At 63.5% G+C, this 14,159-nt stretch carries 8 protein-coding genes; 5 read left to right on the plus strand and 3 right to left on the minus strand.

Annotated elements, in window-relative coordinates; translation table 11 throughout:
* Positions 1–52: 52 nt before the first annotated feature.
* The 5 genes from ACE3UG_RS17765 (at position 53) to ACE3UG_RS17785 (ending at position 10,121) form a co-directional block, all read left to right on the plus strand.
* On the plus strand, positions 53–4,708 hold the full coding sequence (locus tag ACE3UG_RS17765) for a glutamate synthase-related protein (RefSeq protein WP_374626391.1): 4,656 nt from the start codon (positions 53–55) through the stop codon (positions 4,706–4,708).
* Between the two features lie 97 nt (positions 4,709–4,805).
* Positions 4,806–6,272 (plus strand): glutamate synthase subunit beta, encoded by a 1,467-nt coding sequence (locus tag ACE3UG_RS17770; RefSeq protein ID WP_374626289.1) that lies wholly within the window; start codon positions 4,806–4,808, stop codon positions 6,270–6,272.
* A 524-nt stretch (positions 6,273–6,796) separates the two neighbouring features.
* Positions 6,797–8,107 carry an MFS transporter gene (locus ACE3UG_RS17775; RefSeq protein WP_374626291.1) on the plus strand — a complete coding sequence of 437 codons (1,311 nt, stop codon included), beginning with the start codon at positions 6,797–6,799 and terminating at the stop codon, positions 8,105–8,107.
* A 230-nt stretch (positions 8,108–8,337) separates the two neighbouring features.
* On the plus strand, positions 8,338–9,162 hold the full coding sequence (locus ACE3UG_RS17780) for an NAD-dependent epimerase/dehydratase family protein (RefSeq protein ID WP_374626293.1): 825 nt from the start codon (positions 8,338–8,340) through the stop codon (positions 9,160–9,162).
* On the plus strand, positions 9,159–10,121 hold the full coding sequence (locus ACE3UG_RS17785) for an SMP-30/gluconolactonase/LRE family protein (protein WP_374626295.1): 963 nt from the start codon (positions 9,159–9,161) through the stop codon (positions 10,119–10,121). The genes ACE3UG_RS17780 and ACE3UG_RS17785 overlap by 4 nt, the downstream gene beginning before the upstream one ends.
* On the opposite strand, the gene ACE3UG_RS17790 is transcribed toward ACE3UG_RS17785, so the two are convergent.
* From ACE3UG_RS17790 to ACE3UG_RS17800, 3 genes are all read right to left on the minus strand, one after another.
* Positions 10,049–11,299: an MFS transporter gene (locus tag ACE3UG_RS17790; protein WP_374626297.1), complete on the minus strand. Its 1,251-nt coding sequence runs from the start codon at positions 11,297–11,299 to the stop codon at positions 10,049–10,051. The two genes, ACE3UG_RS17785 and ACE3UG_RS17790, sit on opposite strands and share 73 nt — an antisense overlap.
* Positions 11,300–11,404: 105 nt before the next feature.
* The gene (locus tag ACE3UG_RS17795; protein WP_374626299.1) at positions 11,405–12,205 is read right to left on the minus strand and encodes an SDR family NAD(P)-dependent oxidoreductase; all 801 of its coding nucleotides are present in this window, start codon (positions 12,203–12,205) and stop codon (positions 11,405–11,407) included.
* 164 nt (positions 12,206–12,369) lie between these two features.
* Positions 12,370–14,136 carry an ABC transporter ATP-binding protein/permease gene (locus ACE3UG_RS17800; protein ID WP_374626302.1) on the minus strand — a complete coding sequence of 589 codons (1,767 nt, stop codon included), beginning with the start codon at positions 14,134–14,136 and terminating at the stop codon, positions 12,370–12,372.
* Between the last annotated feature and the right edge of the window lie 23 nt (positions 14,137–14,159).

The raw sequence follows: 14,159 nt of genomic DNA on the forward strand, positions 1-14,159 counted from the left end.
GACGGCAGCAGCGCTGCCGGGTGAGGCGTACTTGGCGCCGGACGCGCAAGGCATGTATGACCCGGCCAACGAACACGATGCCTGCGGCGTCGGTTTCGTGGCCCACATCAAGGGCGTGAAGAGCCACGCCATCGTCGAGCAGGGTCTGAAGATCCTCGAAAATCTCGATCACCGGGGCGCCGTCGGTGCCGACCCGTTGATGGGCGACGGTGCCGGTATCCTGCTTCAGATTCCCGATCAGTTCTATCGCGAAGAGATGGCCAGGCAGGGCGTGACTTTGCCGCCTGCGGGCGAATACGGCGTCGGCATGATTTTCCTGCCGAAGGAGCACGCGTCGCGTCTGGCCTGCGAGCAGGAGCTGGAGCGCACCGTGAAGGCCGAGGGGCAGGTCGTGCTGGGCTGGCGCGATGTCGCGATCGATCGCGACATGCCGATGTCGCCCAACGTGAAGGCCACCGAACCGGTGATCCGCCAGATCTTCATCGGCCGCGGCCAGGACATCATGGTGACGGACGCCCTCGAGCGCAAACTGTACGTCATCCGCAAGACCGCCAGCCACCGCATCCAGGCACTCAAGCTCAAGCACGGCAAGGAGTACTTCGTCCCCTCGATGTCGGCGCGCACCGTCGTCTACAAGGGGCTGCTGCTGTGCGATCAGGTGGGACGCTACTACCGCGATCTGGCCGACCCGCGCACTGTCTCGGCGCTCGCCCTGGTTCACCAGCGTTTCTCGACGAACACCTTCCCCGCATGGGAGCTGGCGCACCCATACCGCATGGTGGCGCACAACGGTGAAATCAACACGGTGAAGGGCAACGTCAACTGGATCAACGCCCGCACGGGCGCGATCTCGTCGGCGGTGCTCGGCAGCGATCTGCAGAAGCTGTGGCCGCTGATCTATCCGGGCCAGTCGGACACCGCATCGTTCGACAACTGCCTCGAAATGCTGACGATGGCCGGCTATCCGCTCGCCCATGCCGTGATGATGATGATCCCGGAAGCCTGGGAACAGCACACGCTGATGGACGAGAACCGCCGCGCATTCTACGAATACCACGCTGCGATGATGGAGCCGTGGGACGGTCCTGCCGCCATCGCGTTCACCGACGGCCGTCAGATCGGTGCGACGCTCGACCGCAATGGCCTGCGCCCGGCGCGCTTCGTGATTACCGACGACGACATGGTCATTCTCGCGTCGGAGTCGGGCGTGCTGCCGATTCCGGAGTCGAAGATCGTCAAGAAGTGGCGTCTGCAGCCGGGCAAGATGTTCCTGATCGACATGGAACAGGGCCGCATCATCGACGACAAGGAACTCAAGGACAACCTCGCCAACGCGAAGCCGTACAAGAGCTGGATCGACGCCGTGCGCATCAAGCTCGACGAGATCGAGCCGAAGGTCGAAGAGGCGGGCGTGCATCACGACACGGCCACGCCGCTGCTCGACTTGCAGCAGGCGTTCGGCTACACGCAGGAAGAAGTGAAGCTGCTGATGACGCCGATGGCGATCAACGGCGAAGAAGCCGTGGGCTCGATGGGCAACGACAGCCCGCTCGCGGTCATGAGCAACAAGAACAAGACGCTCTACCACTACTTCCGCCAGCTCTTCGCTCAGGTGACGAACCCGCCGATCGATCCGATCCGCGAGAACATGGTGATGTCGCTGGTGTCGTTCATCGGCCCGAAGCCGAACCTGCTCGACACCAACAACATCAACCCGCCGATGCGTCTCGAGGTGTCGCAACCGGTTCTGGACTTCAAGGAAATCTCGAAGATCCGCCACATCGACAAGTACACCGGCGGCAAATTCCGCTCGTATGAGTTGAACATCTGCTATCCGGTCGCCTGGGGCAAGGAAGGTATCGAAGCGCGCCTCGCGTCGCTGTGCGCCGAGGCCGTCGATGCGGTGAAGTCGGGCTACAACATCCTCATTGTCTCGGACCGGCTGACGAATCGCGAGCAAGTCGCGATCCCGGCGTTGCTCGCCACGTCGGCCGTGCATCAACATCTGGTCGCGCAAGGTCTGCGCACCAGCACCGGCCTCGTGGTGGAGACCGGCTCGGCGCGTGAAGTGCATCACTTTGCATTGCTTGCGGGCTACGGCGCGGAAGCCGTGCACCCCTACCTCGCGATGGAGACGCTCGCACAGATCGCCCGCAAGCAGGGCGGCGACCTGACGCCGGAGAAGGCGATCAAACACTTCGTCAAGGCGGTGGGCAAGGGGCTGCACAAGGTCATGTCGAAGATGGGCATCTCGACGTACATGTCGTACACGGGGGCGCAGATCTTCGAGGCCATCGGCCTGTCGCAGGAACTGGTCAAAAAGTACTTCCAGGGCACGGCGTCGAACGTCGGCGGTATCGGCATCTTCGAGGTGGCTGAAGAGGCGGTGCGTCTGCATCGCGACGCCTTCGGCGACAACCCGGTGCTCGCCAACATGCTCGACGCCGGTGGCGAATACGCGTTCCGCATTCGTGGCGAGGACCACATGTGGACGCCGGACGCCATCGCCAAGCTCCAGCACTCGACCCGTTCGAACTCGTACCAGACGTACAAGGAATACGCGAACCTTATCAACGACCAGAGCAAGCGCCACATGACGCTGCGCGGTCTGTTCGAGTTCCGTGTCGATCCGCAGCGTGCCATTCCGCTCGATCAGGTGGAATCGGCCAAGGACATCGTGAAGCGTTTCGCCACTGGCGCCATGTCGCTCGGCTCGATCTCGACCGAAGCACACGCCACGCTGGCGGTTGCGATGAACCGTATCGGCGGCAAGTCGAATACGGGTGAGGGCGGCGAAGATCCGCGCCGCTATCGCAACGAGCTCAAGGGCATTCCGATCAAGAAGGGCGAATCGCTCGCATCGATCGTTGGGCGTGATGTCATCGAGTCCGACATCGAACTTCAGGACGGCGACTCTCTGCGCTCGAAGATCAAACAGGTCGCGTCGGGCCGCTTCGGCGTGACTGCCGACTACCTGGTTTCCGCCGATCAGATCCAGATCAAGATGGCGCAGGGCGCTAAGCCGGGCGAAGGCGGACAGTTGCCGGGTCACAAGGTGACGGAATACATCGGCAAGCTGCGTTATTCGGTGCCGGGTGTGGGCCTGATTTCGCCGCCGCCGCACCACGACATCTACTCGATCGAGGATCTGGCGCAACTCATCCACGATCTGAAGAACGTGAACTCGTCGTCGTCGATTTCGGTGAAGCTCGTGTCCGAAGTCGGCGTGGGTACGGTCGCCGCCGGTGTCGCCAAGGCCAAGGCCGATCACGTGGTGATCGCCGGTCACGACGGTGGCACGGGGGCATCGCCGCTGTCGTCGGTGAAGTATGCCGGCACCCCGTGGGAGCTGGGTCTGGCAGAAACGCAGCAAACGCTGGTGCTCAACCGTCTGCGGGGTCGCATCCGCGTACAGGCCGACGGTCAGATGAAGACGGGCCGCGACGTGGTGATCGGTGCGCTGCTCGGCGCAGACGAGTTTGGCTTCGCGACGGCGCCGCTCGTCGTCGAGGGCTGCATCATGATGCGCAAGTGCCACCTGAACACCTGCCCGGTGGGCGTGGCAACGCAAGATCCGGTGCTGCGCAAGAAATTCCAGGGCAAGCCGGAACATGTCGTCAATTACTTCTTCTTCGTGGCCGAGGAAGTGCGCGAGATCATGGCGCAACTGGGCATCTCGAAGTTCGACGACCTGATCGGCCGCGCCGATCTGCTCAACACCCGTGCCGGCGTGGAGCATTGGAAGGCGAAGGGTCTCGACTTTGCGCGCATCTTCTATCAACCGGAAGTGGCCGCCGACGTGCCGCGTATGCATGTGGAGTCTCAAGATCACGGTCTGGCCGCCGCACTCGATCACGCGCTGATCGAGAAGGCGCTGCCGGCGCTCGAGAAGGGCGAGCATGTCTCGTTCATCCAGCCGGTGCGCAACCGTAATCGTACGGTCGGCGCGATGCTCTCGGGCGAAGTGGCCAAGCGTTACGGTCACGACGGTCTGCCGGACGACACGATCCATGTGCAGCTCAAGGGCACGGCGGGGCAGAGCTTCGGCGCGTTCCTGGCGCGCGGCATCACGCTCGATCTGGTGGGCGACGGTAACGACTACGTGGGCAAGGGCCTATCGGGCGGGCGCATCATCGTGCGTCCGACCAATGACTTCCGTGGCAACGCCGAAGACAACATCATCGTGGGCAATACCGTGATGATTGGCGCCATCGAAGGCGAGGCTTTCTTCAACGGTGTGGCTGGCGAACGCTTTTGCGTGCGCAACTCAGGCGCAACTGCCGTGGTGGAAGGGACGGGCGATCACGGTTGCGAATACATGACTGGCGGTACGGTGGTCGTGCTGGGCGAGACCGGCCGTAACTTTGCGGCGGGTATGTCCGGCGGGGTGGCGTACGTGTACGACGCCGACGGTTCGTTCGCCGCCAAGTGCAACACGGCGATGGTCGCACTCGATCCGGTGCTGCCGCACGGCGAGCAGGAACGCACGGTGAGCCAGGGGCTGTGGCATCGCGCTCAGACGGATGAAGCGCAACTTCGCGACATGATCGAGCGTCACTTCCAGTACACGGGCTCGACGCGCGCGAAGGCGCTGCTCGAAGACTGGGACGGCGCGCGCCGCAAGTTCGTGAAGGTGTTCCCGAGCGAATACAAGCGCGCCCTGGGCGATATGGCCAAGGCCAACGACAAACAAGCACTGGCGGCCTGACGCCGTTAGCGCGGCAGCGCCACGGGGTGAGGGCCCTGCTGGCGCTGCCGCGCGCGGGCGAGGCACGGTAACCACAAAACTTTCCGGCTGAAGAAACATGGGCAAGGTCACAGGTTTTCTCGAATTCGAGCGCCAGAGCGAGTCGTACGAAGCGCCGCTGGCACGCGTGAAGCATTACAAGGAGTTTGTGCTCGCACTCTCCGACGAACAGGCAAAGGTGCAGGGCGCACGCTGCATGGACTGCGGCATTCCGTTTTGCAGCAACGGTTGCCCCGTCAACAACATCATTCCCGACTTCAACGATCTCGTGTATCGCCAGGAGTGGAAGTCGGCGATCTCCGTGCTGCACTCGACGAACAACTTCCCGGAGTTCACGGGCCGCATCTGCCCGGCGCCGTGTGAAGCCGCCTGTACGCTGAACATCAACAGCGACGCAGTGGGCATCAAATCGATCGAGCACGCGATCATCGACAAGGCGTGGAGTGAAGGCTGGGTCGAGCCGCAACCCGCGAAGCACAAGACCGGCAAGACGGTCGCCGTTGTCGGTTCGGGGCCGGCGGGCATGGCCGTGGCGCAGCAGCTCGCGCGCGCCGGTCACGACGTGACGGTGTTCGAGAAGAACGATCGCGTGGGCGGTCTGCTCCGCTACGGCATTCCCGATTTCAAGCTGGAGAAGTGGCTGATCGATCGCCGCATGCGCCAGATGGAAGCCGAGGGCGTGACGTTCCGCACGGGGGTCTACGTTGGCAAGGAGGCGCCCGAAGCGCACATCAATAACTTCTCCAAAGAGACGATCTCGCCGGAGCAGTTGCAGGCGCAGTTCGACGCCGTGGTGATCGCGGGCGGTGCGGAGCAGCCGCGCGATCTGCCGGTGCCGGGACGCGAGCTGGACGGCATTCATTTCGCGATGGAATTCCTGCCGCAGCAGAACAAGGTCAACGCGGGCGACAAGCTGGCGAATCAGACGATGGCCACGGGCAAGCACGTGATCGTGATCGGCGGCGGCGATACCGGCTCCGATTGCGTGGGCACGTCGAACCGGCACGGTGCGAAGAGCGTGACGCAGTTCGAGTTGCTGCCGCAGCCGCCCGAGCAGGAAAACAAGCCACTGGTGTGGCCATACTGGCCGACCAAGCTGCGCACGTCGTCGAGTCACGACGAGGGTTGCGAGCGTGACTGGTCGGTGGCGACGAAGCGCTTCGAAGGCAAGAACGGCAAGGTCGAGAAACTGATTGCCGTGCGACTTGAGTGGAAAGACGGCAAGATGCAGGAAGTGCCGGGTTCGGAATTCGAACTCAAGGCCGATCTGGTGCTGCTCGCCATGGGCTTCGTCTCGCCGGTCCAGACAGTGCTCGAGGCGTTCGGCGTCGACAAGGATGCGCGCGGCAACGTGCGCGCCACGACCGACGGCGAACGCGCCTACACGACGAACCTGCCGAAGGTGTTCGCGGCCGGCGACGTGCGTCGCGGTCAGTCGCTGGTGGTGTGGGCAATTCGTGAAGGCCGTCAGTGTGCCCGTGCGGTCGACGAGTTCCTGATGGGATACTCGGAACTGCCGCGCTGAGCACGACGGCACGCGCGCCTCGGGCGCGCACCAGGCGATTGGGTTGCGCCTGCCAAAACCACAAATACGGGGTTGAGAGGAGGGGGCGCGGAGGTAGGCGTCTGCGTCACCGTGAAGAAACCGTCCGGACGGCAACGTCCGGGCGGTTTTTTCTTGCCTTCCCGATCTTCCCGATCTTCCCGATCTTCCCGATCTTCCCGATCGTCGCGATCGTCGCGATTCACAGGCAGCGGCCCAAGCCGCATCCGACGAGCGGCCATGAAACATCGGTAGCTCTCAAATATGTGACATCCTACAACATGGGTGTTCATATTTCGCAAGCACGCGATGAAACGGTCGCGGCACGCGTAAAAGTTAATGTATATAAGCCTTAAACGTCGGAAGGGATCGGCCTCGAAGCCGTCAGGGATTCCCCGTAAACCGCGCAATCGACCCTTGTCATCGTACATCATCTAACGTAGGATGCCTCTCCATGCGAGGCCACGCACTCGCAATAAAAGCATTGATGGAGAGAGACGACCCTCATGGCACTGAAGATCAAAGGCCTTCGTTGGTGGATGATCGGCCTGCTGACGCTCGGCACGGTCATGAACTACCTTGCGCGCAGCTCACTTGCCGTTGCGGCTCCCACGGTAATGAGCGATCTCCACATTACCACGCAGCAATATGGCTGGATCACCGGCGCGTTCCTCGTGCTGTATCCGATCGGCGGTCCCGTGACCGGATACCTGATGGACCGCATCGGTCTGCGCACGGGCTTCTTGCTGTGCGGTGTGATGTGGTCGGTGGTGTGCATGCTGCACGGCCTCGTGCACGGCTGGATCGGTCTGTTCGTTTTGCGCGGCCTGCTGGGTCTGGCCGAAGCGTCGTTCATCCCGGCCGGCATGCGCGCCGCCGCATTCTGGTTTCCGTCGAAGGAGCGTGCGCTCGCGGCGGGCATCTTCAACGTTGGCACGTCGGTGGGAGCGATTCTTGCGCCGCCGCTGATCGCTTGGTCGATCATGCGTTACAACTGGGAGACGGCGTTCGTGATCGCCGGGGCGCTCGGGCTCGTGTGGGGCGGGCTGTGGTTCGCGTTCTACCGTCACCCGACCGACCATCCGGCGCTCACGAAAGCGGAGTCCGACTATATCAACGAGGGCCATGTCGTCGACGCGGCGGCAGATGCGCGTGCGCCGAATCTGATCTCGATCTTGCGCCAGCGCAATTTCTGGGGCATTGCATTGCCGCGTTTCTTCGCCGACCCCGTGTGGGGCACCATCGTGTTCTGGATGCCGCTGTACCTCAGTCAGGCGCGCGGTTTCGATCTGAAGACGATTGCGGCGACGGCATGGCTGCCGTTCGTGGCGGCAGACATCGGGTGCCTGATGGGCGGCACGATTTCCGTGTGGCTGAACAAGCATTTCAGGATCACGCTCTTCAACGGCAAGCGCGTCGTGTTCACGATCGGCGCCATCATCATGACGGCGATGTGCGGCGTGGGTTTCGTCAAAGATCCCATGATGGCGATCTTCCTGCTGTGCCTTGGGGGCTTTGCCCATCAGACACTCTCGATCAGCGTGATCTCGATGTCCGCCGATTTGTTTCCACGTAACGAAGTGGCGACCGTCACCGGTTTGGCGGGGCTGTCTGCCGGTATCGGCAATCTGCTCTTCACGCTGGTGATCGGCACCTTCGTGACGGTGGTCGGTTACGCCCCGTTCTTCGTGGCCCTTGGCGTGGGCGACCTGATCGGCGCGGCGATTCTGTGGGCCGTGGTCAAGCCCGGCTTCACGGGCGCGGGCGTACGCTCGTCGCTCAAGCGTGTCGATGCGACGCACACCGCCAAGGCGTAGCGGCAACTGCAGACATCGAGCGTATCCGACGCGTGTCGCATGCTCGACGCCGTGGACCGTGGACCGTGGACCGTTGGACGTGGCTTGGCTTGGCGATGCGGGACCGCGCGCCGCCCGATGATTTGACCTACGACGCGTGGCATCCCCCGAGCCGGGGCGGCGCGTCGCCGGCTTTGTTGTCGCGATGCATCGCTGCATGCATTGCGATCTACCGATGAACAAGGAGTGACATGAGCCAGACCTCAGGCAAACCCTTCCGCCGGCTGTTGCTGACCGGCGCCGCGGGTAATTTGGGCAAGCAATTGCGGGGCAAGCTCGCCGAATGGGCGGACATCGTACGCGTGAGCGACATCGCGCCGATCACGGCCGACGCGCCACACGAAGAAGCGATGCAGGTCGACCTCGCGGACCGCGCAGCAGTACACGCGCTGCTCGAAGGCGTCGACGCGCTGGTGCATCTGGGCGGCATCTCCGTCGAAGCGCCCTTCGACGACATTCTGCAAGCCAACATTCTCGGCGTGTACAACGTCTACAGTGCGGCGCAGAAGCAGGGCGTGAAGCGTATCGTCTACGCCAGCTCGAATCACGCGGTTGGCTTCCATCCGGTCACGCAAGTGCTCGACGTGGACACGCCACACCGTCCCGATGGCATGTACGGCATCTCGAAATGTTTCGGCGAAGACCTGTCGCGATACTACTTCGATCGCTTCGGTCTCGAGACCGTGTGCCTGCGCATTGGCTCGTCGTTCGAGCAGCCGAAGAATTCGCGCATGATGGTGACGTATCTGAGCTATCGCGATTTCGTTGAACTCGTACGTTGCTCGCTGTTCACGAACCGGGTGGGACACGCCATCGTCTACGGGGTGTCGAACAATCCCACGCTGTGGGTCGACAACACCAAGGCGGCGTTCCTCGGCTATCGTGCGCAGGACAGCTCTGCCGAATTTGCGGACCTGTTTCCGCTGCGGGCACCTGATCCGCAAACGGACGATGTGACGCAGCGCTACCAGGGCGGGCCGTTCGTATTGATGGGGCCGATGGAGTCCAAGGCATGAGCGTGTCCATCGAGCGCCTCGAGCCGTCGCGCGAAGCGCCGCATGCCGTCGGTGAAAGCCCGCTGTGGCGCGCGGACGAACAGGCGCTCTACTGGGTCGACATTCCTGCGAAGCAACTGCATTGCGTGACGCCGGCCGACGGCGCGCATCGCCAATGGACATTCCCGGAGCAGGTCGCGTGCTTTTCGTTCGACGCATCGGGCGCGTTGTTGGCGGGCTGCGAAACGGGGTTGTTCTCCGTGCGGCTGGGTCAGCCCGGCACGGTCGCGCCCGACGAGTGGCGGCGCGTGGCTGCGCCGATGTTTCCGGCGGCGGGCATGCGCTTCAACGACGGACGCTGCGACCGCCAGGGCCGCTTCTGGGCGGGCACGATGGTGCAGGACATGTCGCTCGCGAGCGACGCGGGGGCGCTCTTTTGTCTCGACGAGCAAGGCGGTCTCTCCGCCCCGCTTGTCGAAGGCCTTGTTACACAGAACGGTCTGGGTTTCTCGCCCGATAGCCGCACCCTGTATCTGAGCGATTCACACCCCACGCGCCGTCGCGTGTGGGCGTTCGACTTCGATGCCGAGAGCGGCGCGCTCAGCGCGCGGCGGTTGTTCGTCGACATGAATCAATACCCTGGCCGCCCGGACGGTGCCGCGGTCGACGCCGACGGCTGTTACTGGACCTGTGCCAACGACGGCAGCCGGTTGCTGCGCTTCACGCCCGCTGGAACGCTCGAGCGTGAGATCGTGCTGCCGGTGTCGAAGCCGTCGATGTGCGCATTCGGCGGACGAGACTTCGACACCTTGTTCGTCACGTCGATTCGTCCCGGGGCGGGCGCGAATGCGCATGACGGCCACGTCTTCGCCGTTCGTTGCGGCGTGCAGGGACTGGCAGAGGCGCCCTATGCCGGCTCGGTGAGCGACCTGCCGCGCGTCTCGGGGAGCAGCAGCGCACAGACGACCACGAGCAAATAGCCACCGCCCGCGACCATGCCGATGGCCTTCACAAGTGAGCCGGTCTGGGCAAGCATGCCGACCCCGATGGGGAAGAAGGAGCCGATGCCGCGCCCCAGGTTGTAGCAGAAGCCTTGCCCGGAGCCGCGAATGTGGTTCGGATAAAGCTCCGTCAGATACGCACCGATGCCCGCGAAAATACCTTGCACGACGATGCCGAGCGGGAAGCCGAGCAGCAGCATCGCGCTGTCGGTGATCGGTAGCATCGTGTAGACCATGCCGAGCACGAACGAGGCGATGGCGAAGAAGACGAACGTGCCGCGCCGTCCGAGCTTGTCCGAGAGGATCGCGCCGACGATGTACCCCACGAACGACCCGACGATCAGCACGATCAGGTAGGCGCTCGTGTTGAACACCGAGAGGCCGCGCACCGTCTTCAGATAGGTCGGCAACCAGGTGGTGATCGCGTAGTAGCCACCGAGCATGCCGGAGCACAACAGGCTGCCGAGGACGGTCGTCTTCAAATGCTCGGGGGCGAAGATCTGCATGAAATTGCCGTTCAGTTTGCCCTCGGCCATCTTGCGGCGGGTCTGCGTGAAGATCTCCGGATCCGACACGTTACGTCGCACGTAGGTGATCCATAGCGCCGGCACGATGCCGATCCAGAAGCACGCGCGCCACGCGGTGCCTTCGTCGAGCGTGGCAAAGAAGAACCAGTACAGTAGCGCCGCAGCGGCCCAGCCAACCGACCAACTGCTTTGCACCGTGCCGACCGCCTTCGCGCGATGTTGCGGCGAGCGGATCATCTCGCCCATCATCATGGTGACGACCGTCCATTCACCGCCGAAGCCGATGCCCTGCAACGTTCGCGTGATGAGCAACTGCCAGAACGAGTTCGTGAAGCCCGAGAGGAACGTGAACAGGCAGAAGGTGGCAATCGTCCACTGCAACACGCGCACGCGACCGAAGCGATCCGCGAGAATGCCGGCGAGCCATCCGCCCACGGCCGATGAAATGAGCGAACTGGTTGCAATCATGCCCGCTTCGCTCTTCGTCATTCCCCATGCAGCGATGAGCGTGGGAATCAGGAACGAATAGATCATGAAATCGAACGCGTCGACGGCATAGCCGCCGAAGCCCGCGTACAGGGCCTTGCGCTCCTTGGTGTTGAGTTCCTTGAACCAGGAAAAAAATGCCATGAAGACTCCTCGATGGATCGTGCGCTCGTCGTTGTGTTTGTGTTGCGTGGTTTTATTGATTGTCCGGATTGTCCGGATTGCCCGGACGGCCACCCCGCGCAGGGTTCAGAGCGTCAGGCCGCCGTCGACGTGAATCACCTGCCCGGTGATCTGCCGCGCGTGAGGCCCGAGCAGAAACGCGGCGAGTGCGGCGATGTCGTCGGGTTCGCAGAGGCGTCCGGTCGGCGTGGCTTCGGCTGCGCGTTGCCATGCGGCGGGATCGATAGCCGAGTGGCCGCTGTCTTTTCTCGTATAGCCGGGGGCGACGCAATTGACCGTGACGCCCGCGCGCGCGTATTCGGCGGCGGCGCTCTTCGCGAGCGCTTCGATGGCGGCTTTGGCGGCGGCAGTCGCGGGAAAGCCTGGCTGGTTCGGCGCGAACCGATGCGCCACGAAAGAGCTGACGGCGACGACGCTGGCCTGTGCCGAGCGCTGCAAATCGGGTAACGCACAGCGCAGCAGCGCGGCAAACGCCCCCGGCATCGCCGCGAGCGTGCGTGCGAAGGTGTCGTCGTCGATGTCCGCAACGCGCTGGCGTGTCGCGAACCCGGCATTGCTCACGAGTTGATCGATGGGGCCGAAAGCGTCGCGGGCGGCGTCGATCAGACGCGCGGCAGACGACGCCTGAGCAAGGTCGCCGAACCAGACGGCGCACTGCGCACCAAAGGCCTCGCACGCGTGACGCACATCGGCCAGCCGCGCCTGACTCGCGTCGGACACGCCACGCGTATGCAGCAGCAATCGAGTCTCGGGGGACGCCAGCCGGCGGGCGATCGCGGCGCCGATGCCAGAGGCGGCGCCGGTGACGACGATCGTGCGTCCGGCACGGAGCTGGGCCTGGCCTGACGAGGAAGAGAGAGTAGTCACAATGAGCCCGACCGTGGCAAAGGAAGCGTAGGGTGTTTGTGATTATGCCAAACGCCCTACGGGCCGGGACAGGTGCGTCAATATTATTTAGGAGGTGAATGAATTGGCGGGCGCCGGCGCCTCACGTCCGCTTCAGCGCCGCTTCATTGCCGCTACAGTTCCCGCTAGGCCGCGCCGACCATCTGTGCCGGCTCGACCTCGCTCGCCGCATGTAACGTCATGGTGTGCTGATGGAAGCTGCCGAGCGTCTCGCGATGGGCGACGCTCACGAGGGTCGTGCCGGGCAGACGTGTGTGCAGCGCTCGATAAACGGCTTCTTCGGTCTCCACGTCGAGCGCGCTGGTCGCTTCGTCAAGAAACAGATAATCCGGCTTTTGCAGCAAGGCGCGCGCTGCTGCGAGCCGTTGCTGCTCGCCGCCCGAGAGTCGCCGCGCCCAGTGCGCCACCGTTTGCAGTTCGTCGCCGTATTGGCTGAGATTGACGGCCGTTAGTGCGTCGCGGCATTCGGCGTCGGTAAATGTGTCGGCAGACGACGGGAATGCGAGCGCGGCCTTGAGCGTGTCGATGGGGAGGTAGCTTTGTTGCGGGAGGAACAGCACCCGGGCATTGGGCGGCACTTCGATGCGTCCGCTGCCGAACGGCCACAAGCCCGCAAGTGCGCGCAGCATGGTGCTCTTGCCGCAGCCCGAGCGCCCGCGTATGAGCCAGCGCGAGCCGGGCGCGAACGTGAACGACCCCGCCACCGCGAGCGGTGCGCCGTTCGGCAGCGCGAGTCGCAAATCCGTCGCGGTGTAGGCCGCGCCGGGCGCGTTGCCGGCCGTCACGAGGGTGATACCGCCTTTACGGGGGACCTGCGGGAGTTCGTCGATCACCCGCGCGAATTCGCGCAGACGGTTGATCGTCGCTTTCCAATCGGCGAGCGTCGAGAAGCTGTTCACAAACCACGAGAAACCGTCGCTCACCTGCCCGAACGCACCGATGATCCGCATGAGCACGCCAAGCGTGAACGCGCCCGCGAAGTAGCGGGGCGCGGCCGCCATGATCGGGAAGACGATGGCGATTTGCCCGTAGATCGAGTTCGCGAAGATCAGGCGCTTCGTCACGACCATGATCTGCCACCAGTTCTCTCGTACGGCACTGAACGCCGACTTCAGACGCGACAACTCGGCCGCTTCGCCGCGATAGAGGGCGACCTGCTCGGCCGATTCGCGCAGACGCACCAGCAGAAAACGAAAATCCGCTTCCACCTGCTGCTGACGATAGCTCAACCCGACGAGCGGGCGGCCGACCTTGAAGATGAAGAACGAACCCACGAGCGCGTAGAGCGCGGCGACCCAGACCATATAGCCAGGAATCGTCACGTTCATGCCGCCCAGCGCAAACGACACTGCGCCCGAGATCGTCCACAGAATCGTGACGAACGAGAACAGCGAGACCAGCGTCGTGAGCAGATCGAGCGATAGCGCCAGCGATGAACTCACGAGCGTGCGGATATCTTCCGAAATACGTTGGTCGGGGTTGTCCGCCAGATGGTCGCGCTCGATGCGGTAGTACGCCTGATGGGCGAACCACTTCGCAAGGTTCGTATCCGTGACCCACTGCCGCCATCTGATTTCCAGCATCTGGCGGAAATAGGTGCGGAATGTCGCGATGACGATGTAGCTGAACGCGAGCACGGCGAATTCGGCCAGCGATGACTTGAAGACCGGCCAGTTGCGCTTGTCGAGCGCATCGTAAAAACCGGCATTCCACGCGTTCAGGCGCACATTGATGAACACGACCGCAAGGTTGAGCGCCACGACGAGCGCGAGCAACCGGCGTCCCTGCCAGCGCTGCTCCGACACCCAGTAGGGCCGGATCAACTGCCAGGCGCTCGGGTGCTTCGGGGGTCTCGGGGCGGGGGCGCCGGTCGGCGGCGTTTCGGGGGGCATGGAAGACATCGGCGTGTGGACCA

The sequence above is a fragment of the Pandoraea sp. genome, from assembly GCF_041919235.1.
In the GTDB taxonomy this organism is placed as follows: domain Bacteria; phylum Pseudomonadota; class Gammaproteobacteria; order Burkholderiales; family Burkholderiaceae; genus Pandoraea.